Source organism: Bifidobacterium aemilianum (assembly GCF_003315635.1).
GTDB lineage: Bacteria > Actinomycetota > Actinomycetes > Actinomycetales > Bifidobacteriaceae > Bifidobacterium > Bifidobacterium aemilianum.
In genome coordinates this window covers 78486-101096 of record NZ_PDCG01000005.1, presented here as the reverse complement: position 1 = coordinate 101096, position 22611 = coordinate 78486, and the positions used below count along the sequence as shown (strand labels likewise).

Here is a 22611-nt window from a genome sequence, read left to right as displayed (position 1 = left end):
GCACCCAGTTCAGCCGATACAACAAAGGACCCTCTCCTTAGAGAGAGTCCTGGCAGGCAGACGGAGGCGTCAGTGCAAGGGGCACTGTCGCCTATCCCAGGCTAGTCCGAGGACTTACTGGAGGAGCTGGAGGAATCGGTCCGGTAGAAGCCGTGACCCTTGAACTCGATGGAAACCGCCGAAAAGACCTTGCGCACCTGGGCCTGACCGCACTGGGGGCACACCGTAATGGGGTCATCTTCAAAGGACTGCTGCTCGGTGAAATCGTAACCACAGCTCTTGCAACGGTAATGATAAGTGGGCACAGTTTCCTCCACAGGATTAGGAACAATCACAATTGAACTGTTCACATTCTAGCCACCAGTGTGACAGCCATGCCCGCATGGTTCACGATATGCGAAGTTCCCCCGGTTCAGCCTGGGTGTGGCAATGCGCATGGCAGCCTCCGGCACAGGCCGATTGCCTCTTTGTGGAAAACCTTCACATAGAACGATATTTGTCGCTCACTGCCATCGCTGGAGTGCCACAATGGAGTCGTGACCGTATTTCATTCCTTACGACAGGCCCTGGCCCCATACCGTACTGATGCGCACAGGCCCGACCCCAGTATTCATATACCGGTCCTTCAGGCCCCAGTCGGCTGCCCTCCCATTGAATTGCGCCCCTTCAGATTGGAGGACCAGGAGGAATGGAACCAGGTGCGCTGGGCCAACATGCAATGGCTGGACCCCTGGCAGTCATCCGATCCCAACCATGGCCCCCGCCTGAGCTACAACCAGTGGATTCAACGCCTGCGTAGCGATGAGCGGCAGGGGACCGGTGCGGTCTTCATGATTCGCTATCAGATGCGGATGGTGGGGCAGATATCCCTGGCGGCCATCTCCTATGGGTCCGTGCGATCCGGCATGGTCGGCTACTGGGTGGACCAGCGCTATCTGGGCCGGTCGATCGCTCCCACAGCTCTGGCCCTCCTGGGTGATTGGGCCTTGTCCAATCCCGATGGCCCTGGATTGCATAGGTTGGAGATTGCCATACTGCCGGAGAACGACCGCTCCATCCGGGTGGTGGAGAAGGTCGGTGCACATGCTGAGGGAACCATGCGCAAATACATGTATATCAACGATTCCTGGCGCGATCATAGGATCTTCAGTATTGTGGCCGAGGACCTGGGCCCCGGTCTGGTACGGTCGCTGTCGGGCAGGGGGAGGTAGGACCATAAGGCACGCTGTGCTTGTCAGCCGGCGTTGGGGGAGTCGGCTCGGGAGCCCTTGGGTCGACACGCTGATAGGAATGTAAACAAAAAGTCAAGGAATCTTCTATTCTTGGTGATATGGATTACGATTCGATAAGCGCCGTGGTGGTGCTTGTCCTCGTAGGTATCATGTTGATTGGTTGGCTGCCGAGAAAGACGGTCAACAGTATGAACAGAGTGATTGAACATCGGGAGGACAAGTACTCGGCTTCGTTGCATGTGGTTGACAGAAGCAGTGGTACCAGATTTTCCGACGAGCATACGCTGACGTCGAAAGGGGCGATTATGCAGCCGAGGCAGAATATAGGCGCGACCATGTCCCAAGAGCATATCGACCATATTCGCCTCCTGCGCCACCAGGCTGTGGGCCGCAGAAGGAACATAGCCATAGCGCTTCTTGGATTGACCGTCCTGCTGCTGGTGCTCGCTCCGACCCTTCAATTCAGCCCCCTGTTCGCCCTGATTCCCACGGCCGCTCTGGCTGCCGTGCTGGTATTGGGCGCTCACGCCTCCCGTCAGGCCAGGCAGTGGGAGGGTAAGGTCGCACAGGCTCGTCGTGAGCACCGTATCCGGCCAGCGTCCGGTTCGGCCGCCCAGGTGGACTCATCCGAGCGCATGGATGCTGTGTCCCGGGCTGAAAACCTAAAGTCTCGTGATGATGACGGGGTTCCCACCGGTGTGATGGAGCAGAGGGAGATTCGGCGGGCACTCCTGGAGACCAGGAAGGTCCAGGAACAGGCCCTGGCCCGGCACAAGGCCCAGCAGTCCAAGCGTGGCGAAGGCACTGCAGACAAGGGCTATGATCAGTCGCTGCCGTCAGCCTCCAAGACCGCTGAGTCAGCTAATACGGCCACGGTCAGGTCCGATGCCAAGGATGCTGCAGGAACCCAGGCCCAGGCCTCACAGGCCACGTCGGTAGTGACTGCCAAGTCGGCTGCTGGGGACCGTGCCACCCATGACGATGCCACCACCGAACTGCAGGAGATTCACCCGGCCCAGGCCATCGACGCCTTCGATATAGCCGCCAGGCAGGATCTGATCTCCTTCTCCATGGGTGCGCCCCGCAATGGTGTTGAGACCAAGGTCGAGGCTCCCGAAAGCCTGGAGATCAAGTCCACCAAGCAGGTGGCCAAGGCTCAGCCGGTGGAGAAACAGGAGGATGCCGCCAAGTCCCAGGCTCAGGTCGAGACCGAGGTCCACGAGAGCGAAGGAGCGGCGATGGAGGACAGCCTCTATGAGGCCGAGTCCTTCCATGAAGCCGAGATCGAGGCGGATGTCGAAGCCCCTGAGGCCACCTCCGACTCCCTAAGTGTTGGTCTGGATGCGATTCTGGCCCGGCGGGGTGCCTAGCGACAAGCAAGACTTCTGTCTGCGCTTGCTGGTCTTACTGGCTGTGGTTTTCAGAAAGCAAGTTGTCAGAAGCATGGAATATCAGTCGTTTCTCTCTCAGCGTTAGCACTCGAGTTGGCAGAGTGCTAATATCGCGCTACCATAAGCCATAGCGCAAAGGAACGGCGCCGAGGGAGTTCGTCAGCCTCTGTCGGCAGGTTCTGGCGCGGAACATTGGTAACTCTTATTTAGCTAGAAAGAGGAGGTCCACAGTGTCGATCTCACTCACACCGTTGGAAGACAAGATCATTGTCAAGCAGGCAGAAGCCGAGACCCAGACCGCATCAGGCCTGTATATCCCGGACAACGCCAAGGAGAAGCCCCAGCAGGGCGAAGTCCTGGCAATGGGTCCTGGTCGCCGCGACGACAATGGCGAGCGTGTGCCCATGGATGTCAAGGTCGGTGACAAGGTGCTGTACTCCAAGTACGGCGGCACCGAAGTCAACTACAAGGGTGAAGACTACCTCATCGTCTCCGCTCGCGACGTGCTGGCCATCCTCAACTGATTGCCGGTTCGTAACCAGTAGCTGATGGGTCCCGACCTGCCGAATAGCAGGTCGGGACCTTTGCGTATCCAGCCCGCTTCCGGCTTCTGGCAAGCCGATGGCATCGCAGTCACCCAAGCAGGCCAGCATACGACTCCAGCCCTGGACACGGCTGGCCGCGAATACTGAGACCGGTTAGACCTCCGGAAGCCGCAGCGACTAGCATTGAGATATGTCCTTCAAACATCGTGCCATCATTGACAGCATTCCCAGTTACAAGCAAGGCAAGCCGGCACCGGCAGCTTCAGGTCTGGTCTCCTATAAGATCTCCAGCAATGAGAACCCCTACGGGCCGCTTCCCTCGGTTGTCGAAGCGATCGAAGACAAGGCCTTGGGGCAGATCAACCGCTACCCGGACATGCACGGCACCGCCTTGGTCGAGCGGCTGGCCGCCCGGTATGGGGTGGGGGCCGAGAATCTGGTCCTGGGCTGTGGCTCGACTGAGGTGATCACCCAGCTGGTCAACCTGCTGGCGGGGCCGGGTGACACGGTGGTCTACCCCTGGCGCAGCTTCGAGGCCTACCCCATCATTGTGGCGGCTGCCGGAGCCCAGAGCGTGCAGGTGCCAAATCGGCCTGATGGTGGGCATGATGTGGAAGCCATGCTGGCCGCCATCGACGAGCGCACCCGCCTGGTCATCGTCAACAACCCCAACAATCCCACATCCGCCTCGGTGAGCCAGGCTGAGGTTCGCCGGATCATGGAGGCCCTTCCTTCAGACCTGCTGGTCCTCTTTGATGAGGCCTACTTCCAGTTCAATACGGATTCGACCCGCAGCCAGGCCATGGAACTTTTCAGGGACTACCCCAATGTGGTCGTGGCCCACACCTTCTCCAAGGCCTACGGCCTGGCCGGTTTGCGGATAGGCTACGCCATCGCCCCTGCCGACGTGGCGGACGGCATGCGGAAGGTGGCCCTGCCATTCGGTGTCACCGCTGCGGCCCAGACCGCAGCCATGGCGTCCTTGGATGCCCAGGAGGAGCTTGACCTGCGGGTCCAGGCCCTCATTGAGGAGCGCGATCGGATGGTCGAGTCCCTGGGCAGGCAAGGCTGGCGGTTCCCCAAGCCCTTCGCCAACTTCTTCTGGCTGCCTCTGGGGGAGCATACGGCCCAAGCTGCCCAGGCCTTCCAAGCCGCTGGACTCGCCACCCGTGTCTTCAACGGGGAGGGCATTCGCATCTCCGTGGGGGAGAGGGAGGCCAACGACCGGGTCATCCAGGTCTGTGCCCAGTTGAAGAAGCAGGGATTCTAGCGTGGAAGCCTATGGAAGGTGGCTTTCAGACCGGTTCTGACCGACACGCCATTCGCCCGGCTTGCAGAAGTCGGGGTCTCGTGGCACAATAACGAAGTTGCCGTTTTGAGGCTGGGTCGCTGACCGGGTCGTGAAACTGCATGGCGGATTTCCCAAGTGGTCAAAGGGAGCTGACTGTAAATCAGCCGCTTCGTGCTTCAGAGGTTCGAATCCTCTATCCGCCACGCCTCGGTAGCTCAGTGGTAGAGCACTTCCTTGGTAAGGAAGAGGTCGTGAGTCCGATTCTCACCCGAGGCTCTCTGGCGGGGTAGCTCAGCTGGCTAGAGCGTACGACTCATAATCGTAAGGTCAAGAGTTCGAGTCTCTTCCTCGCTACAAATGCCGGGTAACACCGGTGGAACACAAACGACCATAGGGGTGAACCAATGGCAAGCAAGAGCGCCGACATACGTCCCGGCATCACGATGGCATGCACCGTGTGCAAGGAGCGTAACTACATCACGACCAAGAATCGTCGCAACACGCCTGACCGCCTTGAGCTGAACAAGTTCTGCCCCCGCTGCGGCAAGGAGACGCTGCACCGCGAGACCCGCTGATTGCGGTTTCGCCCTGAATGACCCGACCTCGGTCGGGTTTTTCCATATTCGGCCCCCTTACCCGCAGCCAGTCCAGTCTGCAGCCAGTTCATGGGGAAGACAGGCCTCAGGGATGAGTATGGGCGCAATTCCCGCACAGTGGTGGGCTGTGCGGGTTGCAGGCCGCTGTACTGAATCCGCGCGGCACAGTGGTGAGTCTTTGGTTCTGAGCGGTTCTATAGAATGACGGTATGACTAATCCGCATACCGCACGCACCACTGACTCATGGGCAGGCCCACAAGATGGGCGTTCCGCCCCTGCACAGTCCGGCAGCTCGGCTGGTCCGGTCCCGTGTTTTGCCGATCTGACCACCATGGGTGTGGGGGGCAGCATCAAGCGCTTCCTGGAGCCCACCAGTAGGGTGGGGCTGATTGAGGCGGTGGAGGATGCCGATGATGCGGGCCTGCCCCTCCTGGTCATCGGCGGCGGGTCCAACCTGCTTGCAGCCGATACGCCCTTTGAGGGTGTGGTGGTCCGCGATGCCTGCCAACTGCTGACGGTACCCGATGAGGTGGCACCCGTCGAGGACGGGCAGCCGGTAGCCCATATCAATGCCGAGGCTGGCTGCAACTGGGATGATTTCGTGGTTTTCGCCATCGAGCTGGGATTCTCCGGGGTGGAGGGCCTGTCAGGCATACCCGGGACCGTTGGCGCGTCAGTGGTCCAGAACATCGGAGCCTACGGCCAGGAGGTGGCTGATTCGGTCGAATCGGTGGAGGTCTGGGACCGCCAGGACAAGCGGGTCAAAAACCTCTCCTACCAGGACATGCGCTTCTCATACCGGTCCTCCCTCCTCAAGGAGAGCATGTACCGGGAGCCTGGGCTGCCAGCGGAATCCTACTTTCCGACGCCCCGATACGTGGTTATCTCGGTGACCTTTCAGCTCCGCCATGATTCCCTGGGCCACGTGTCCTTCCCACAGCTCGCCAGTGCCCTGGGGGTGGACGTGGGTGCCCGGATGCCCACGGCGGACATTCGGCGGGCCGTGCTGGCCGTCAGGGCCCGAAAAGGCATGTTGGAGGATGCCAACCGCTACCACAATCCCTGGATGGCCTCCACAAAAAGGGAGGGCAACGTTGCGGCTGATCTGGACCGGCAGGCGGAGGAGACCGGAAGCCAAGGGGCGGACCCCAGCCGTCACAGTGCCGGCAGCTTTTTCATGAACCCCCTGCTGACCCCCGACCAGGCCAGGACCCTGCCGGCGCAGGCACCGCGCTACCAGGCCACCATGCCGGACGGGACCGAGGCCGTCAAGACCTCAGCGGCCTGGTTGATTGACCATGCAGGCTTCCACAAGGGCTACGCCCTGGCCCCTGATGCCCGGGCCGCCCTCTCGCCCCTGCACACCCTGGCCCTGACCAATCGCAGCGGCGCCAATGCGGACGACCTCATGGCCCTGGCCAAGGCCGTCCAGGAGGGCGTGAGAGACACGTATGGGGTGCAACTGCTGCCGGAGCCGGTGCTCCTGGGCATTCGGCTTGGTTGATGGCTGCCCGGGGGGCTTGGCCAGGGTAAAGTTGCGGTGACGGGCAAGTCCTGCTGAGTCCCGGTGCCAGGGCGACTTAAGGCGCATGCGAAGCATGGTACGAAAGTTGAGCACGAACAGGACCTAGGAAGGGGCCAGTGGCATAATACAGAGGACCGGAAGTGGCCCTGCAATGGGGAAAGCCCAGAGCTGGTTCGACACCGCAAGACAGACTGAGACAAGAAGAAACGGGACCATGCAGATATTCAGAACCAAATCGGTCGAGCAGACCCTGGCGGAGGCCCAAGAGGCCGACCACAAGCTGGTCCGGACCCTCAACGCCTGGGATTTGGCGGTCATGTGCGTGGCCGTCGCCGTCGGCGCAGGCATCTTCTCGGTGGGAGCCCAGGCCGCTGCCTTCCATGCCGGCCCGGCCGTCATCATCAGCTTCCTGATCGCCGGCATCGTGTGTGGGGCAGCGGTCCTGTGCTATGCGGAGTTCGCCTCCATGCTGCCGGTGGCCGGGTCCGCCTACACCTTCACCTACACGACGGTCGGCGAGATCATCGCCTGGGTGGTCGGATGGGACCTGGTCCTGGAGATGCTCATGGCCGGCTCGGTGGTCTCCAAGTACTGGAGCGTCTACCTGAACGACTTCATGCGGCTTATCGGCCTGAACATCCGTACCCAGGTCCAGCTGGGTCCGCTCAGCATCGACTTCGCACCCATGGCCATCGTGGCCTTCTTTACGGTGCTGCTGGTCATCGGCACCAAGCTGTCTACCCGGGTGGACGGTGCTCTGACCATCCTCAAGGTGGCCATCGTCCTCTTCGTGGTCATCGTGGGCTTCTTCTACGTCAAGGCATCCAACTTCACCCCCTTCATTCCACCCGCCCAGCCTGCCTCCAGCGTTGTGGGGGCGTCTGCGGACGGTGCCCTGGGCCAACCGCTCATGCAGTGGATCACCGGTAGCCAGCCCAGCATCTACGGGGTCTCAGGCATCATATCCGGTGCCGCCCTGGTCTTCTTCTCCTTCCTGGGCATGGACACGGTGGCCACAGCCTCCGAAGAGACCAAGGACCCGGCCGGGAATGTGCCCAAGGGACTGATCATGGGCATGATCATGATTATCGTCATGTATATGCTGGTGGCCATCGTCACCACAGGCATGGTCTCCTACAGGGACCTGGCCAAGTCTCCCAGCCCCTCCCTGGCCACCGGCTTCGAGATGGCAGGAGCCACCTGGGCGGCCAAGATCATATCCTTCGGCATCGTGATCGGCATGACCACCGCCGTCATGGTCCTGCTCCTTGGACTGACCAGGGTGGTCTTCGCCATGAGCCGAGACGGCCTGCTGCCCCGGAGCCTGTCCAAGGTCGGCAGACGCGGCACACCGGCTGGTCTGCAGATCGGCGTGGGCGTGGTCGTGGCCCTGGTGGCCTCCACCTTCGATGTGGGGATTCTGGCCGACATGGTCAACATCGGCACCTTGTCGGCCTTTAGTTTGGTGGCCATCTCCATCCCCATCATGCGCCGGAACTACCCGGACCTGCCCCGCAGCTTCAAGATGCCCGGCAACCCCTGGGCGCCCATCCTGATCGCCCTGGCCAACCTCTGGCTCATGCTCAACCTCTCCCTGCTGACCTGGCTGCGCTTCCTGGTCTGGCTCCTGGTCGGCTTCGCCATCTACTTCGGTTACTCCTACCGGCATGCCCTCCTGGGCAGGAACAAGGGCAAGGGGCTGTCCCCGTCAGGGCAGGGGCATGCCAGAATCTAGGCGGCGTTTGGTGCAGACCTCGGCATGACCGTGGACATGCGGACGAAGGCCTGCACTGGGTCGGCGGGCGGTGTGAGTCGGTTCGTTTTCGTCCGCTTGGGCGGGTAGTGTATCGAGAGTATTGGAATGATGTAAGGAGCCATTCATGACATACGTTATCGCCCAGCCCTGCGTGGACGTCAAGGACAAGGCCTGCGTGGACGAGTGCCCGGTCGACTGCATCTATGAGGGCAAGCGTTCCCTCTACATCAATCCCAATGAGTGCGTCGATTGTGGCGCCTGCGAGCCTGTCTGCCCGGTCGAGGCCATCTTCTATGAGGACGACCTGCCCGACGATTGGGCCTGGTATAAGGACGTGGCCGACTCCTACTTCGCTGAATTGGGTGACCTTGGTGGAGCCCAGGCCGCCGGCCCCTCCGGCAAGGACCCCGAACAGGTCACTGCCCTCCCGCCCCAGGGTGAGTAGCCGATTGCGCATGAAAGCCTGATTGACCACCTTTGCTGATGCGTCTCGCCCGCCAGCTGCCTCATCGCGGCTTGCGGGCGTTGGTGTAGGATGCGTGAAATGAAAGGTCCGAGCCCCTGCTGCGCCATACTTCGTTTCCGATCCGGTCTGGTGAGTTCTGATCGCTTCGTAGACCTTGAATCTCCAGTTACCAATCTCCAAACCCTCAATGAGGTGCTCTTAATCTCAAGGCTTATCGAGGCTCTCGGCGCTGTTTCGGGAGGAAACGGTACTCAGCCATCAGGCCCCCAGACTTGCCGCCTTGCCGCCGTAACGCCTTCTCACCTGGTCCAGAGCCTGCTCGGCACTGCGGAGCTTGTTGGCGTCGGGGCCGGCGTTCCTGGTGGAATCCTCTTCCTTGAGCAGGTCCTCCAGAGAGGGTTGAAGGGGGGTCGAGGAGACGTCGCTGAGGCTGCTGGAACTGACCCCGGCCAGCCGTATCTCCCGGGGGAGCTCGACGGTCGGCGAGGCATCGGCCGGCATCTTCAACATGGACTTGAGCAGGCTCACGGTCTCGGGGTAGATGGCGCTCGCGGTGTCGATCGGATTGGCCAAGGTACGGGTCTTGGTCATGTAGCTCAAATCGGCGAAGCGCAGTTTGACCGTGACCGTTCGGGCAAGGAGACCGCGTTTGCGCAGGGTCGACGCAACATCGTTGGAACAGCGGCGCAGGAGAGCGCAGACCTTCTCCATATTGCGGGTGTCGCTGGCGAAGGTGCTCTCCGAGCCGATGGACTTCTCGGGGGCGTGGGTCACGATGGGGCGGTCATCCAGTCCCCGGCTGGCTTGGTACAGGTGCCCGGCTGCGATGGCCGAGCCAGTGGCCTGAGTAAGGGACTCCTTGCTCATGTCGGCCAGGTCGGCCACGGACTGCACGCCCCAGGCTGTCAGCTTCTTGCCCATGGCCGGTCCGATGCCGGGGATGGCCCTCAGCGGCATCATCTGTACGAATTCTGCCTGCCTGGCCTGTGGAATCAGCAGCATGCCGTCCGGCTTGGCGTTGGTGGAGGCCATCTTGGCCACCAGCTTGTTTGAGGCGATACCTACGGAACAGGTGATGCCGTAGCGTTTCGAGACCTGCTGGCGAATCCAGGTACCGATGCGGCTGGGCTGGCCCCAGGTCAGCAGTGCATGGGAGACATCCATGTAGCCCTCGTCCACGGAGACCTGTTCGATCTGGTCGGTCACCTGTCTGAATACCTCATCGAAGATGCGTCTGGACATCATGCGGTAGTAAGCCATGTCGACTGGAAGGAAGATGCCATTCGGGCAGAGCTGATGCGCTCTGGCCGCCGGCATGGCCGAGTTGATGCCATATGTTCGGGCCTCGTAGTTGGCCGCCGAAACCACCGCCCTGGTGCCTGTGCCGATGATGACTGGGTGGCCGGCGAGCCTCGGGTTGCGAGCCGTCTCGAGGGAGGCATAGAAGGCATCCATATCGATATGGAGCACGGTGCAGCCTGTTTCGTCATGGCCCCAATTCTTCTTGGCGGCCGCAAGGCGTGGTGCAGTGCTCATGGCTCCATGGTATCGGTTTGGCGGTCCATACTGAGCCATATGTCGCTGAGGGCGGTATCTCGGGGCCACGAACCGCTTGACTGGGTGGGGGTAAATCTTATTGGGTCGTGTCATTGGCGATTTGTGTCGTTCTGAGATGGTAGAGTATATTCTTGTTGTCTTGATATTTATCAAGAAACGTGGAGTCGTGCCTGAGTGGCCGATAGGGGCACCCTGCTAAGGTGTTAGTCGTGTAAGCGGCTCGAGGGTTCGAATCCCTCCGACTCCGCAAGTAGTCTGGAACCGTTGTTTCGCAACGGTTCCAGCTCATATCAATGATGATTGTTGGTCAGTTTCTCACTGTTGAGGACTTCGTATTCATCAGCTGCTTGGATGCCGGGTCAGGTCTTGCTCTATCCAGGCAATGACCAGGCTGGCGAGCTGGTCCACCTCTTCTCGTGATAGTGGGCGGCCATGAGGGATGTGGTGCCAGCGCTCGATGCAGCCACGGCAGCAGGTTCCGGTGGCGTGCTGGGCGGTGAAGACGGGATGGCCCCGGTAGGGTGTCTGCTTGCCGTCCTTGAGGGGATGGGCCGGACCGATTCGTTTGGCCAGCATCTCATGGGCATGCCGGTCGATGGTCGCCTTGCCCTTGGCCCGGGCGTAGGCCCTGTCCTTGGGGGAGAGGGAGAAGCTGGCCCGGAACTTGGACCTGCCCAGCCGATCTAGCATCTCCTGGCACCATGCCACACGAGCCGTCTGGTCCATACCCGACCCCTTTCGCCGTTGACATCGACCTTCAAGCACCTAGACTAGCCTTGTTCATGCCGTGCGCTCGCTCTCGGCCAAAGCGGTGCCGGGGTCTTTCAGTCTTCGAAGCCGAACAGTTCCTCCACGCTGGTTCCAAAGACTTTGGCGATGTCCATGGCCAGCTTGAGGGAGGGGTTGTATTTGCCGTTCTCCAGACGGATGATGGTCTCCCGGCGCACTCCCACCAGTCCCGCCAGTGCACTCTGGGTCATGCCTCTGGCCTGGCGGACACCTCTGAGGTTAGTTCTCAACATGTGCACTGACTTCCCGGTTGTAGCGGTATTCAAGGGCCAGATAGCAGATGTTCTGCAGGAAAGGGAAGACCATGTAGATGCCCAGTAACGACTGGGTGTTGATGGTGATGGATGTCCAGTAATTAGGCGTGGCGAGGGTTACCGCCAAGGCTACCAGACAAACCACAAGTCCGGCGATCTTGATGGTCAGACGGCCTGCTTCAGCTTCGTTGCTCTCAGAGGTTTCGTCACGCTGTGCCTTCCCGGCCCTGATGGAGTTTCTGGTATGGGCCAAGGCTAGGTCATAGATGAGAATGCTCATAGTCGACAAGATAACCAGGAGCAGCGGCGGCTTACGGTAGAGCCCGCAGAGGGCGAAGAGCGCGAAGGCCAGGGCTGAGGCCAGAAGCTCGGTGACCTTGAGTCTGTTGAGTTGATCTGAAAACATGTCGTGTCCTTTGTTCTAATAATTCCAGAACAGTGATAAATCTATCACTAGTGGCAAATATATCACATATGCATAGTCAATATACTCTTGACCGATATTGTGTAAATGTCTGTTGCGTAGCTGTAGATAGTAAGGGGCGATCGTGGGTGCCATAGGGCGTATAGGGTATGAGGGCCGGGGCTGAATCCTTGGTGGTGCAGGAAGTACGCCATTGACCTTCGCTCTGCGTCTCTATAGTATCTGTTTGGTGGGTGCCGATTCCGGAGGGTGCTGTAACGGGCCTCTCCCCGGTATATCGTGGATTGCGCAAACCGTCGAAAATGTCACATGAATGGTCTGCGTGTACTCTGTGAGTATCCTTACTGCTCGCTGAGCCATAAGCGGAGCGGGGAAGAACAGGCGAGGGATAAGCGAGATACGGGGCCGCCAGCGCGGGTCCATACCAAGCAGGAAGCGGATGGAAATGCACCATAGCAATAATGGCGGGCGACATGCGGCGTTCAAGCAGCCAATACTCAATCCTATGCGGATCCTGCTCCTTGCCCTGGCTGTGACCGCTGTGGTCACAGCGGTCTTCCTCGCCTGGTATATGCAGGTCAGGCCCAGCGGCCAGCAGGCCGGTGCCGCCGACGCACAGGCACAATCCCGGGGTTCCCATAAGCAGGTGAATAAGTCAAAATCCAAGGTCAAGCCGGCGGCCACCCACCATGGCAACTCGCCGGACTGCCCGGACGACGACTGCATCTCCATGCTGGTCAACGGTGACCTGCTCTTCCATGAGGGCCTGTGGAGCCAATTCGCCAAGAACCCCACGGCCACCGACGGCACGGCCTTTGACTTCACTCCGCTCTTCGAGCCCATGGGCAAGTACATCCAGGCCTCTGACATTGCGGTCTGCGAGTTCGAGACCCCCATCGCCCAACGGGGTGGCCCCTACTCGGCCTACCCGATCTTCAATATTCCGCCCGAGGTTGCGGACGCCGCCGCCAAGGTCGGCTACCGGGCCTGCACTCACGGCACCAACCACTCATGGGACCAGGGCACCGAGGGCATCAACCGGCTGTGGGACACCCTGGCCGCCGACGGCATAGCCCAGACCGGCTCCTATAAGACAGAGGAGGACTCCAAGAAACCCCTGGTGGTTGACTCGCCGACCGGCGGCGGCAAGCTGGCCCTGATTACTGGCACCGTCTCCCTCAACGCCATGACCGCCGACCACGACTGGCAGGTGGACCGCCTGCGTGAGTCCGGCGACCCCAACCACCAGGCCGACATTGACAAGGCTGTGGCCAAGTCCAGGGCGGCCCGGGCCCAGGGGGCCGACGTGGTGGCCATGTCCATGCACTCCCTTCAGGAATACATCGACCAGGCCGACTCCTGGCAAGTCTCCGAGGCCCACGAACTGGCCGATACCGGAGCCTTCGATGTGATTTACGGGGCCGGCTGCCATTGTGCCCAACCCATCGAGAAGTACAAGGATACCTGGATCATCTACGGTCTGGGCAACACGGTGACCGAAACCGCCAGCTTGCCCCAGAATGTGGTCAACAACCAGGGGGTCACCGCCCGTGTGCAATTCGCCGGCAAGAAGGGCAAGCCCGGAAGTTGGCGGGTCAACCGGATCGACTGGGTGCCCACGGCCAACGTGCAGGGGCAGTCCTACAAGTGGTGCCCCATCGCCGCCGACCACCCCGATGGCAGCTGTTGGGGCTCCGACAAGGACGCCCAGGTGCGGCAGCGGATCTGGAATGTGATCTACTCCATGGGAGCCGACCAGAATGTGGTCCGGGAATGGAACATCACGGCAGAGACCCAAGCCAAGGAGCAGGCCAAGGCCCAGAGCGGGCAACAGGCGGAGCATCAGCCGCAGGCCAAGCCCAAGGGCGATGCCTCTGCCGCACCCAAGCGCCCGGCAGCCAAGCGGTAGCCCACGCGACGGTCAAGGGTCATGGGCAGCCGGACGCCAGACCCGCAGGTTTCCAACCGGCTCAGACGCTGGCAGTAGGATGGACTCGCTATGACTGAACTGATGACGATTCTGGACACCCCCGACCAACCCGCCCATGCCTCACTGGTCGAGAAGAAGTCCGATTTCATCGGTGATGCCTGCCATGTCGAATCCCTGACCCAGGCCATGGAGGCGGTCGAAGCCATCCGCGCTCGCCACCCCAAGGCACGGCACACGGCCTATGCCGCCATCTGCGGAGAGTCCAAGGGGTCAAGCTCCGAACGCATGAGCGATGACGGCGAACCCTCGGGCACAGCAGGCAAGCCCATCCTGGATCTGATCCGTGCCAAGAACCTGACTGACTGCCTGGTGACCGTCACCCGTTATTTCGGCGGCATACTGCTGGGATCCGGTGGCCTTATTCGGGCCTATGCGTCCGGCGCCTCCCTGGCCTTGAAGGCGGCGCAGCTGGCATCAATCCAACATTTCCAGTCCTATGCGGTGCCCTTGGAGTACCACCAGCTGGGGAGTTTCCAGCACATACTGGCCGGGCTCGGCGGTCGGCAGACCGGCCAAAGCTATAGCGACAAGGTGGTCCTTGAGGTTCTGGTTCCCCTGGAGTCCAGTGATCGGTTCGCCTCCCAGGTCCAGGAGGCCTTCAGCGCCCAGGTCAGCTTGCATGCCCTGGGCCAGGTCTCCATGCCGGTGCGTTAGGCAATACGAGGCGGATGGTGTCGGCTTTCAAGGGGCGGCGATAAGCTGGACGCATGAGTCAGCAAGAGCAATCCACGCAAGCCTCCAGCGAGGGCAGCATCGCGCCGGCACAGCCGGAAACCAGTCCTGAAAACCTTGTGGAAGCCAATGGAGACAAGGCTCCAGAGCAAGGATTGGACCAGAAGGCAGCAGCGGAAGACGTTCAGAGCCACAGCCCTGAGACCCAGGGCGACGCCGAGTCGGAGGGCGAGGCACAGTCCCCATCGACCGGTGCCGATAAGGAGGCACAGACCAATCCCAAGGCGGATGCCAATACCGGTTCGGAGCCGAATGTCGATGAGGATTCAGAGTCAGGGAGCTCAGTCTTCCAGCCCCTCACTGACGCCTACGAGCACCTGCGCCATACTGACGACAGTGCTGAACTCAGCGCCTTCGCCCGGCGTCCACTGCCCGACCGCAGCGATCAGGCAGCCTACTCCCGGGTCACGGCCCTGCTGGAGGCGGTGGCCGGCAACAACCGCACTCCGGAGGAGGACCGGGTCTTCCTGGCCGAGACCATGCCCTTCCCCAACATCCTGGTCAAGCTCTCGGCAGACCCTTGCGCGGCGGTGCGTGAGGCAGTGGCCAAGAACGAGGCCGATAAGAATTGGCTGGTCGGCCGCCTGACCAAGGATGCGGACCCAGCCGTTCGCAGCGCAGCCCTGCGCAATCCGCAGACCACCTGGAAGATGCGCCTGGAAGGTGGGCAGAATCCCGAGGTTGATGAGCAGACCCTTGATTTTCTAGGGCAGTTGGGGGTTGAGTTGGAGTCAGACGCTCCCGTCGTCCTCTCCTCCATGGTCCGCAGGGCTGTGGCCCTGAACCACAACAGCTCCCGGTCCACCCTGGAACGTTTGGCCAAGGACCCCAGCGGGGAAGTGGCCCGTGCCGCCCAGAGTCGTCTGGCTGGCTGAGGCAGACCCGCTGGGATCCTTCTGGCCCAAGGGGTATACAGCTTAGCGATTGGGTTGGCTGGGTCCTTCAACGATCGCGAGCTGAGGGGAGATAGACTGACTGCATGACAAGGAAGACAAGCGCGGAGGGGGAGCGGCGGCAGGAAAGCGCCGAGCGACTGGCCCGCCCTCTGATTCGTCTGGCCATATTGGTCGGGTTGGGCACCTCGTATGTGGGTCAGGCCGGTGACTACCACGAGATTGAGGACCGGACCCTGATGGGGATTCTGCGGGCCCTGGGTTTCGACAGATTCGACGATGAGTCCATAGAGCGGTCGATCAAGAGCGTGCTCGACAGCAGGCACAGCCGCCTGCTGGCTCCGACCGTGCTCCATACCGTCGGTAGGGAAGACCGGGTGGTGGTCAACACAGGCATTCTGCAGATTCCCCAGGCCAGCATCACCCTGGAGAATGGCCAGCCATACAAGGCCAGCCTGCTGCCGGGCCCCGGCGATGGGTCCTTGGCCTACGATCTTGACGGCCGCTTTGTCTCGACCGCCTCAATCATCGTTCCGGCCGACCTGCCCATGGGCTACCACACCCTGCATGTCACCGTGGGCGAGCGCACACAGGATGCCACCCTGATCAGCGCCCCGGCCTCCTTTGGCAGGGTCGAGGACCTCAAGGAGAGCCAGCTTTGGGGCTGGGCCACCCAGCTTTATTCCATACGCTCCCGAGGCTCCTGGGGAATCGGCGACTTTGAGGACCTGCGTCTTATGCTGTCCCAAGCCAAGGCCAAGACGGGTGCGGATTTTCTGCAGCTCAATCCGGTCCATGCGGCCGAGCCTGTCCCGCCACTGACACCCTCACCCTATCTGCCCGCCTCCCGGTCCTTCGTCAACTTCTGCTATATTAGGCCGGAAGCCGTGGAGGAGTACGCCTCTTTGGACGAACAGACCCGTCAGGAGATAGCCAGGCTCCACGAGAGTGTGGCGGGCCTGAACGAGGACCCCAAACTCCTCAACCGCGATGCCATGTGGGGGGCCAAGATGCGCGCCCTCTGGCTCCTCTTCAAGGCCCCGCGCAGCCAGGCCCGCCAGGCCGGTTTCGACCGCTACAAGGCCCTGCATGGCCAGGAGCTGGATGCCTACGCCAGCTGGTGCCTATGCTATGACAAGTGGGGTTCGCCCAAGCCCGCCTCCATGGGTTGGGAGCGGACCATGTGCCTGGAATCGCCGGAGGTCGAGGGTTTGCGCCGGAAGTTCCCCAGCACCTACGAATTCTATAAGTGGATGACCTGGGTGGCCTACGAGCAGTTGGAAGGGGCCCAAGGCGCCGCCCTGGAGTCCGGTATGAAGATCGGCATCCTCTCGGACATGGCTGTGGGGGTCCACCCGGCCGGCGCCGATGTCTGGGGCCATCCTGACCGTTTTGCCCGAGGAGTGAGCGTTGGTGCCCCGCCGGACCATTTCAACCAGCAGGGGCAGGATTGGAGCCAGCCACCCCTGAACCCCCTGAGTCTGGGGGAGACCGGCTACCAGGCCTACCGCGACCTGATCCACGGCATGGTCAGCTGTGCCGGGGCCCTGCGCATCGACCATATTCTGGGACTCTTCCGCCTCTGGTGGATTCCCCAGGGCATGGGGGCCAAGGAGGGCGCCTACGTCTACTACGACAGTGAGATGCTCCTGGGTATCCTGGCCATCGAGGCCACCCGGGCCAAGGCCCTGATTGTTGGTGAGGACCTGGGCGTGGTCCCCGATTATGTGGCCGATTCCCTGAAACGGCATGGAATTCTGGGCTGCTGTGTGGAGTGGTTCGAGCGTAGCGGAGACCACTTCAACCCGCCATCCAGCTGGCGGACCTGCGCCCTGGCCTCGGTCAACACCCATGACATGCCACCGGCCGCCGGCTACCTCAAGTACGAGCATGTCAAGATCCGTGAGGGGCTGGGCCTGCTGGCCGAGTCTGATGGCCAATTCCGTGCCGATGCCGTGGCCGAACACAACCAGATGCTGACCATGCTCATGGACCAGGGTTTCCTTGACCCCCGGACTCCCGATGATGAGGATGGGAACATCCAGCAGATCGTCGAGGCCCAGTACCGGGCCCTGACCGCCTCTCCCTGCATGCTGCTGGCCGTCTCCCTGGTTGATGGTGTGGGGGAGGACCGGGCCCAGAACCAACCTGGCACCAACAACGAGTACCCCAACTGGCGGATTCCCATGGCCGACGACCATGGCCAGGTGGTTCTCGCAGACGAGGTCTTTGACCGCCCCCGGGTCCAGTCCCTGGCCAGGGTCATGCAGGAGGGCCTTGGGCGCTGATCGGCCGCAATGGTATCGAGTCCTCTCTCGCGCCTGGCTTCTTCCAATCGCATCGCCCAGCTTGCAGGAAGTCCAAGCGACCCATTCGCCTGCTTGGTCGTCGGCCCTCTGCAACTTGGGCGTCGTCCTTGTGCTGTCTTGACCATCAGCGGAGTGTATGTTTCCCAGGGTCTTGTGGGTGCTTGAGCGCACAGCGGGCAAGTATTTTGGGCCATGTGTTCGCATCATTTCGGACCGGGAGATCTGGTTGCTCAAGGGGCGGTTTGGGTGGCCGGTGGTTCGGGCGGGTCGGGCGTCTTGCATTTAGTCCGGGTGAGCGGATATAGTTAAGGATTGTTGTGTTTCCCTAAGGGGTCCTTCAAAGCGCTTTCCCACTCGCATAGAGGACTTTAAGGGAGCCCACGGATAATGAAACGGATACTGCTATGCCCGGCAATGGGTTGTGCGAGTTGAAGTTCGGAACACAATGAACATAAGAAAAGGTACATCGTGAACACTTTCACACCGAAGCCAGCTGATCTGACTCACGACTGGTACGTCATTGACGCCACCGACGTGGTGCTTGGTCGTCTCGCCACGCAGGCGGCAACCCTGCTGCGCGGTAAGAACAAGCCGACCTTTGCCCCCCACGCGGATTCCGGCAACCATGTCATCATCATCAATGCCAGCAAGATTGCCCTGACCGGCAACAAGCTGGGCAAGGTCCTCTACAGCCACTCCGGTCGCCCCGGCGGCCTGCGCGAGGACAGCTACGGCGATCTGCTGCAGAGGAACCCCGACCGCATGGTCATCTCGGCCATCAAGGGCATGATGCCGAAGAACCGCCTGTCCAAGGTTCAGCTGGACCGTCTGCATGTCTTCGCAGGCGCAGAGCACCCTCACACCCCTCAGAAGCCCCAGGTTTTTGAGATCGATCAGGTTTCGCAACAGGCTAAGTGAACCGGAAGGAGATAGAGAAACATGGCTGAAAATACCAACGACTCCGCGGTTCTCGAAACCGAAGAGGAACTGACTTCATACAGCACAGAGACCAATGCAGGCGAGGGCACCGGCTCTTCCGCCATTGCCCCCGGCTATGGCACCGGCCGCCGCAAGGAGGCAGTAGCCCGCGTGCGTCTGGTTCCCGGCTCCGGCAAGTGGACCATCAACGGCCACACCCTGGAGGAGTACTTCCCCTCCCGTCTGCAGCAGCGTGAGGTCAATTCCCCCATTGTCCTGCTCAAGCTGGAGAACAAGTTCGACATCATCGTCCTCGTTGACGGTGGTGGCACCACTGGCCAGGCTGGCGCCATCCGTCTCGGTGTGGCCCGCGCCCTGAACGCCATCGACCGTGATGCCAACCGCGCCGCCCTGAAGAAGGCCGGCTTCCTGACCCGCGACGCCCGTGTGGTCGAGCGTAAGAAGGCTGGCCTGCACAAGGCCCGTCGCGCACCTCAGTTCTCGAAGCGCTAGGCTTCACCGGAACGCCTCAAGCCCCGCTCCTATGTGCGGGGCTTTTTCATACCCGCAGGGCCCTGTCCTGCCTGCCTCTCCTGGACTCTTGTATCGCCAGAAGCCGGCCTATGTTCATGAACGACCTCACGGTAAGGCTTTACCTGGCAGTACTATGTGCTGGAGATGCCAGGCTTGGGCTTGGCGAGGCTGGGTACGGCTTTCAATGGTGAGGGACGGGAGGCAGGCGGAATGGTAGGCAGTATACAGGATCGCGGTGCGCTCGAGGTGATTCTGCCCGAGCGTGATCAGTCCATCGGTTGGAGGGCCCATGGCTTCCCCTCAGCCCTCGCCCGCTGGCACTACCATGCGGAGGTTGAATTCCACCTGATCCGCCAGGGCACCGGCTACATGATGGCCGGGGACGGCATGGTCCCCTTCGAGTCTGGGCAAGTCACCATGATGGGCAGCAACCTGCCCCATAACTGGATTTCAGCTCTGGCGCCCGGGGAGAGCCTGCCACGGCGTGATGTGCTCTGCCAGGTCCATCCCAACCAGATCCGTGCCCTCTCCCGCGTCTTCCCTGAGGCCGGTCGTCTGCAGCAGCTGCTGGTCCGGTCCGAACGGGCCATTGTGCTCAAGGGTGGTTCGGCCCTCAGGGCCCGGGCCATCCTGGAAGATATGGGACAGGATAGTGGTTTTGCGCGCCTGCAGGATCTATTGAGTCTGCTGGAGGTGTTCATGGACGCACCGCGGGGGGAGTGGTTCACGGTGGTGACTCCCGACTTCAATCCTGACAACTCTACGGATGCCGCTGAACGGATCAACACGAGTCTCAAGTACATCAGCGACCGTGTCTCACGGCCCACCAGCCTGGAGGAGGCTGCAGCGCAGGTGGCCATGAGCCCTGCCGCCTTCTCCCGCTTCTTCAAGAAGACCACCGGCATCAACTTCTCCCAGATGGTCCGGCGGATCAAAATCGCCAGGGCCTGCCGGCTGCTGGTATCGACCGACAAAGCGGTCTCGGCGATTCAAAAGGAGTGCGGCTACGGCAATGCCGCCAACTTCAACCGCCGCTTTCGTCAGGAGATCGGCCTGTCACCCAGTCAGTACCGCAGGCTCCACTGCGGCTGAGCTGAACCGGTGCCCAGCTGGGAGGAGGAAGCGGTGGAGGACTCTTGTACGATTCGCTATCGATTCTGGGTAATTGGCGGGACAATATATCAAAAAAGTACCATATGGCGATATGAAAACATGCAAGAGGCCTGACTGTGGCCCATAGAATACAAGTAGGTCAGCGATGACCAAGCCGGTGGAGGCAGTAAGGCAGCTCACGGCAAGCCGGCTGACCAGCACAACGTGGAGGACATGATGAAGGCAGTGGTACTGGAGAAGAAGGGTCTCATCAACATTCGGCAGGTGGACGATCCGCCGGCCCCGGGGCCGGGTGAGTTGCGTATAGCCCCCCATACAGTTGGCATCTGCGGCTCCGACCTGCACTATTACACCCATGGCCGGGTGGGTAAGTACATTGTCAGGCAGCCCATGATTCTGGGGCATGAGGCCTCAGGGACCGTCGTAGAGGTCGGTGAGGGGGTCGAGGGCTTCAAGCCCGGCGACCGCGTGGCCATGGAGCCCGGCATTCCCGATATGAACTCCAAGGCCGTCAAGCTGGGCATGTACAACGTGGACCCGGCGGTGCGCTTCTTCGCCACCCCGCCGGTCGACGGCTGCCTGTGTGACCTGGTGAACCACCCGGCCGCCTTCACCTATAAGCTGCCGGACTCGGTCAGCTTCGGCGAGGGGGCCCTGATCGAGCCCCTGGCCGTGGGTATGTGGTCGGCCACCAAGGCCACCATCCGCCCTGGTGACATCGGTGTGGTGGTGGGGGCCGGAACGGTGGGCCTGCTGACCACCGCATCCGCCCTGGCCGGCGGCTGCTCCAAGGTCCTGGTCTCCGACGTCTCCGATGTCAAGCTGGGCATCGCCGCCCAGATCCCAGGCGTGATCCCTGTGGATGTCAAGCGGGAGAAGCTTCTGGACCGGGTGGCCCAGGAGACCGACAACTGGGGTGCTGACCGGGTCTTTGAATGCTCGGGCAACACCAAGGCCTATGAGGACCTGTGGAAGTTGGGTGCGCCAGGCAACACCACCGTCATCGTCGGCATTCCCGCCGATGGGGTCGTGCCCCTGGATGTGACCGAGGTGCAGGGCAGGGAGACGACCGTCAAGACCGTCTTCCGCTACGCCAACGTCTACCAGAAGGCCATTGACCTGATGGCAGCCGGCAAGATCAATGTCAAGCCCTTCATCTCCAAGGTCTTCGACATGGATCATGCCGTCGACGCCTTCGACCAGGTGGCTGAGGCCCGTCCCGAGGATGTCAAGATCCAGATCCAGGTCGCCGATTAGCGCTTCGATGTACGCCCTTTGGCCCCAGTGGCTCTCTTGGGCTCATGCCTGCAAAGATGATCTTGGCTCAGGGGCTGTTCCTGGAGTTCCATGGGTCTGTCGGTGCTGTCGGCTATGGCCTCCTGCCCGTGGTTGAAAACCTATGGTTGTCCTCTGCCGGCCAGTTCCTATGATGGGTGATGGTGTCTCATGGGTATGAACATGATAGGCTCCGGCGCCAGCGGGTTGTCGTGCCGTTGAAGACCGACACTTGTGGCTGCGGGAGTGCGCAGGGGTTTGAGGAGGTCCAGGACTTCCTGGAGGGAAGGAATCAGGGTGTCTCCAAGGCCGTAGTCACAATCGGTGGATAGAAGGCCCCGACCCTGCTACATGGCTTCACACCAAAGGTCTGCTAGTATTCAACACAAGCAAACGGGTGGTCCAGCAAGGGGCACCCTCTGACAAAGGAGTTGGCAATGACTGTAATGACAGCCTTCACCACTGATCTGCAGCACTCGGGCATGCCCGCCAAGGATTTGGACGAGACCATCAGGTTCTATACCGAGGTCATGGGCTTCGAGCTGGCTGGGCTCTTCCATAATGGCGACAACCGTTGCGCATTTCTGCGCTATGGCCACCTGACCGTAGAGACCTGGGAGGGAGACCCCGCCAACATGCGCGATGGTGCCATCAACCACTGGGCCTTCGACACACCGGATATCGACGCCGCCTTCGAGAACGCCAAGCGGCTGGGCCTGGACTTCAAGGACACCGAGATCCAGGCCATCCCGACCTTCTGGGACAAGGGCATCCGCTACTTCAACATCTACGGCCCCAACCATGAGACCATCGAGTTCTGCCAGATCGTGAAGTAACTCCAACCCCCGTGGGCCTTGTATGGTCCTGGACAGACAGGAGAGGACCGCTGACCATCCACGGATGGTCAGCGGTCCTGCGTGGCGGTGGCAGCTGGGCGAGGTGCGCCATGTCATGACCTGCCTTCAGGGGCGCGCGGGCCGATGTCAGTCGGCTGGATGCAGAATGGGGGAGGCGATCTGA

General features: G+C 61.3%; 21 protein-coding genes, 4 tRNA genes and 1 pseudogene. 21 read left to right on the top strand and 5 right to left on the bottom strand.

What is annotated here, in order from left to right:
* Nucleotides 1–101: 101 nt before the first annotated feature.
* Entirely contained in the window at nucleotides 102–305 is a 204-nt protein-coding gene (locus tag CRD60_RS06265) for an FmdB family zinc ribbon protein (RefSeq protein WP_113860433.1), read from the bottom strand.
* A 231-nt stretch (nucleotides 306–536) separates the two neighbouring features.
* Here CRD60_RS06265 and CRD60_RS06260 point away from each other — a divergent pair, with 231 nt between their 5' ends.
* The 11 genes from CRD60_RS06260 to fdxA all read left to right on the top strand — a co-directional run bounded on the left by CRD60_RS06260 (nucleotide 537) and on the right by fdxA (nucleotide 8782).
* Nucleotides 537–1211, top strand: a complete 675-nt coding sequence (locus tag CRD60_RS06260; RefSeq protein ID WP_113860432.1) for a GNAT family N-acetyltransferase — start codon at nucleotides 537–539, stop codon at nucleotides 1209–1211.
* A gap of 326 nt (nucleotides 1212–1537) precedes the next feature.
* Entirely contained in the window at nucleotides 1538–2602 is a 1065-nt protein-coding gene (locus tag CRD60_RS06250; protein ID WP_127975659.1) for a hypothetical protein, read from the top strand.
* A 251-nt stretch (nucleotides 2603–2853) separates the two neighbouring features.
* On the top strand, nucleotides 2854–3147 hold the full coding sequence (groES, locus tag CRD60_RS06245) for a co-chaperone GroES (RefSeq protein WP_113860429.1): 294 nt from the start codon (nucleotides 2854–2856) through the stop codon (nucleotides 3145–3147).
* Nucleotides 3148–3358: 211 nt separating this feature from the next.
* Nucleotides 3359–4438: a histidinol-phosphate transaminase gene (gene hisC, locus CRD60_RS06240; protein WP_113860428.1), complete on the top strand. Its 1080-nt coding sequence runs from the start codon at nucleotides 3359–3361 to the stop codon at nucleotides 4436–4438.
* Between the two features lie 142 nt (nucleotides 4439–4580).
* Nucleotides 4581–4662: transfer RNA gene (locus CRD60_RS06235), tRNA-Tyr, on the top strand.
* A 1-nt stretch (nucleotide 4663) separates the two neighbouring features.
* Nucleotides 4664–4735: transfer RNA gene (locus tag CRD60_RS06230), tRNA-Thr, on the top strand.
* 4 nt (nucleotides 4736–4739) lie between these two features.
* Nucleotides 4740–4813 (top strand) — tRNA-Met (locus CRD60_RS06225).
* Nucleotides 4814–4863: 50 nt separating this feature from the next.
* Nucleotides 4864–5034: a 50S ribosomal protein L33 gene (gene rpmG, locus CRD60_RS06220; RefSeq protein ID WP_113860427.1), complete on the top strand. Its 171-nt coding sequence runs from the start codon at nucleotides 4864–4866 to the stop codon at nucleotides 5032–5034.
* Nucleotides 5035–5387: 353 nt separating this feature from the next.
* Nucleotides 5388–6560, top strand: coding sequence for an FAD-binding protein (locus tag CRD60_RS06215; RefSeq protein ID WP_113860426.1), 1173 nt, complete (start codon nucleotides 5388–5390; stop codon nucleotides 6558–6560).
* A 235-nt stretch (nucleotides 6561–6795) separates the two neighbouring features.
* Complete coding sequence (locus tag CRD60_RS06210) at nucleotides 6796–8316, top strand: amino acid permease (RefSeq protein WP_113860425.1); 1521 nt, start codon at nucleotides 6796–6798, stop codon at nucleotides 8314–8316.
* A 145-nt stretch (nucleotides 8317–8461) separates the two neighbouring features.
* Nucleotides 8462–8782: a ferredoxin gene (gene fdxA, locus CRD60_RS06205; protein WP_113860424.1), complete on the top strand. Its 321-nt coding sequence runs from the start codon at nucleotides 8462–8464 to the stop codon at nucleotides 8780–8782.
* 279 nt (nucleotides 8783–9061) lie between these two features.
* Here the strand turns inward: fdxA and dinB are convergent, their stop codons facing one another.
* Nucleotides 9062–10339, bottom strand: coding sequence for a DNA polymerase IV (gene dinB, locus CRD60_RS06200; RefSeq protein WP_113860423.1), 1278 nt, complete (start codon nucleotides 10337–10339; stop codon nucleotides 9062–9064).
* Between the two features lie 181 nt (nucleotides 10340–10520).
* On the opposite strand from dinB, the gene CRD60_RS06195 reads away from it, so the two are divergent.
* Nucleotides 10521–10607, top strand: a tRNA-Ser gene (locus CRD60_RS06195).
* A 92-nt stretch (nucleotides 10608–10699) separates the two neighbouring features.
* On the opposite strand, the gene CRD60_RS06190 is transcribed toward CRD60_RS06195, so the two are convergent.
* The 3 genes from CRD60_RS06190 to CRD60_RS06180 form a co-directional block, all read right to left on the bottom strand.
* Nucleotides 10700–11086 carry a DUF4186 domain-containing protein gene (locus CRD60_RS06190; RefSeq protein WP_113860422.1) on the bottom strand — a complete coding sequence of 129 codons (387 nt, stop codon included), beginning with the start codon at nucleotides 11084–11086 and terminating at the stop codon, nucleotides 10700–10702.
* A gap of 98 nt (nucleotides 11087–11184) precedes the next feature.
* On the bottom strand, nucleotides 11185–11382 hold the full coding sequence (locus CRD60_RS06185; protein WP_201737229.1) for a helix-turn-helix transcriptional regulator: 198 nt from the start codon (nucleotides 11380–11382) through the stop codon (nucleotides 11185–11187).
* The gene (locus CRD60_RS06180) at nucleotides 11369–11809 is read right to left on the bottom strand and encodes a hypothetical protein (protein WP_113860420.1); all 441 of its coding nucleotides are present in this window, start codon (nucleotides 11807–11809) and stop codon (nucleotides 11369–11371) included. The genes CRD60_RS06185 and CRD60_RS06180 overlap by 14 nt, the downstream gene beginning before the upstream one ends.
* A gap of 463 nt (nucleotides 11810–12272) precedes the next feature.
* On the opposite strand from CRD60_RS06180, the pseudogene CRD60_RS06175 reads away from it, so the two are divergent.
* The 9 genes and pseudogenes from CRD60_RS06175 to CRD60_RS06135 form a co-directional block, all read left to right on the top strand.
* Nucleotides 12273–13634 (top strand): annotated as a pseudogene (locus tag CRD60_RS06175) (CapA family protein); the annotation flags it as partial.
* 201 nt (nucleotides 13635–13835) lie between these two features.
* On the top strand, nucleotides 13836–14471 hold the full coding sequence (locus tag CRD60_RS06170) for an IMPACT family protein (RefSeq protein ID WP_113860467.1): 636 nt from the start codon (nucleotides 13836–13838) through the stop codon (nucleotides 14469–14471).
* 173 nt (nucleotides 14472–14644) lie between these two features.
* The gene (locus CRD60_RS06165; protein ID WP_407923180.1) at nucleotides 14645–15424 is read left to right on the top strand and encodes an AbrB family transcriptional regulator; all 780 of its coding nucleotides are present in this window, start codon (nucleotides 14645–14647) and stop codon (nucleotides 15422–15424) included.
* A gap of 104 nt (nucleotides 15425–15528) precedes the next feature.
* Complete coding sequence (gene malQ / locus CRD60_RS06160; protein WP_113860417.1) at nucleotides 15529–17730, top strand: 4-alpha-glucanotransferase; 2202 nt, start codon at nucleotides 15529–15531, stop codon at nucleotides 17728–17730.
* Between the two features lie 489 nt (nucleotides 17731–18219).
* The gene (gene rplM / locus CRD60_RS06155; protein ID WP_113860416.1) at nucleotides 18220–18669 is read left to right on the top strand and encodes a 50S ribosomal protein L13; all 450 of its coding nucleotides are present in this window, start codon (nucleotides 18220–18222) and stop codon (nucleotides 18667–18669) included.
* A 21-nt stretch (nucleotides 18670–18690) separates the two neighbouring features.
* Nucleotides 18691–19182: a 30S ribosomal protein S9 gene (gene rpsI / locus CRD60_RS06150; protein WP_113860415.1), complete on the top strand. Its 492-nt coding sequence runs from the start codon at nucleotides 18691–18693 to the stop codon at nucleotides 19180–19182.
* A gap of 231 nt (nucleotides 19183–19413) precedes the next feature.
* Entirely contained in the window at nucleotides 19414–20295 is an 882-nt protein-coding gene (locus CRD60_RS06145) for an AraC family transcriptional regulator (protein ID WP_113860466.1), read from the top strand.
* A 234-nt stretch (nucleotides 20296–20529) separates the two neighbouring features.
* Complete coding sequence (locus CRD60_RS06140; RefSeq protein WP_236630867.1) at nucleotides 20530–21573, top strand: NAD(P)-dependent alcohol dehydrogenase; 1044 nt, start codon at nucleotides 20530–20532, stop codon at nucleotides 21571–21573.
* A 464-nt stretch (nucleotides 21574–22037) separates the two neighbouring features.
* Nucleotides 22038–22427 carry a VOC family protein gene (locus tag CRD60_RS06135; RefSeq protein WP_407923179.1) on the top strand — a complete coding sequence of 130 codons (390 nt, stop codon included), beginning with the start codon at nucleotides 22038–22040 and terminating at the stop codon, nucleotides 22425–22427.
* The last annotated feature ends 184 nt before the right edge of the window (nucleotides 22428–22611 follow it).

Excerpts from the sequence above, each read along its gene's own strand:
- CRD60_RS06250 (WP_127975659.1), top strand. The coding sequence starts at position 1,538 with ATGCAGCCGAGGCAGAATATAGGCGCGACCATGTCCCAAGAGCATATC.
- hisC (WP_113860428.1), top strand. The coding sequence starts at position 3,359 with ATGTCCTTCAAACATCGTGCCATCATTGACAGCATTCCCAGTTACAAG.
- rpmG (WP_113860427.1), top strand. The coding sequence starts at position 4,864 with ATGGCAAGCAAGAGCGCCGACATACGTCCCGGCATCACGATGGCATGC.
- CRD60_RS06215 (WP_113860426.1), top strand. The coding sequence starts at position 5,388 with ATGGGTGTGGGGGGCAGCATCAAGCGCTTCCTGGAGCCCACCAGTAGG.
- CRD60_RS06210 (WP_113860425.1), top strand. The coding sequence starts at position 6,796 with ATGCAGATATTCAGAACCAAATCGGTCGAGCAGACCCTGGCGGAGGCC.
- fdxA (WP_113860424.1), top strand. The coding sequence starts at position 8,462 with ATGACATACGTTATCGCCCAGCCCTGCGTGGACGTCAAGGACAAGGCC.
- dinB (WP_113860423.1), bottom strand. The coding sequence starts at position 10,339 with ATGAGCACTGCACCACGCCTTGCGGCCGCCAAGAAGAATTGGGGCCAT.
- CRD60_RS06190 (WP_113860422.1), bottom strand. The coding sequence starts at position 11,086 with ATGGACCAGACGGCTCGTGTGGCATGGTGCCAGGAGATGCTAGATCGG.
- CRD60_RS06185 (WP_201737229.1), bottom strand. The coding sequence starts at position 11,382 with ATGTTGAGAACTAACCTCAGAGGTGTCCGCCAGGCCAGAGGCATGACC.
- CRD60_RS06180 (WP_113860420.1), bottom strand. The coding sequence starts at position 11,809 with ATGTTTTCAGATCAACTCAACAGACTCAAGGTCACCGAGCTTCTGGCC.
- malQ (WP_113860417.1), top strand. The coding sequence starts at position 15,529 with ATGACAAGGAAGACAAGCGCGGAGGGGGAGCGGCGGCAGGAAAGCGCC.
- rpsI (WP_113860415.1), top strand. The coding sequence starts at position 18,691 with ATGGCTGAAAATACCAACGACTCCGCGGTTCTCGAAACCGAAGAGGAA.
- CRD60_RS06145 (WP_113860466.1), top strand. The coding sequence starts at position 19,414 with ATGGTAGGCAGTATACAGGATCGCGGTGCGCTCGAGGTGATTCTGCCC.
- CRD60_RS06140 (WP_236630867.1), top strand. The coding sequence starts at position 20,530 with ATGATGAAGGCAGTGGTACTGGAGAAGAAGGGTCTCATCAACATTCGG.
- CRD60_RS06135 (WP_407923179.1), top strand. The coding sequence starts at position 22,038 with ATGACAGCCTTCACCACTGATCTGCAGCACTCGGGCATGCCCGCCAAG.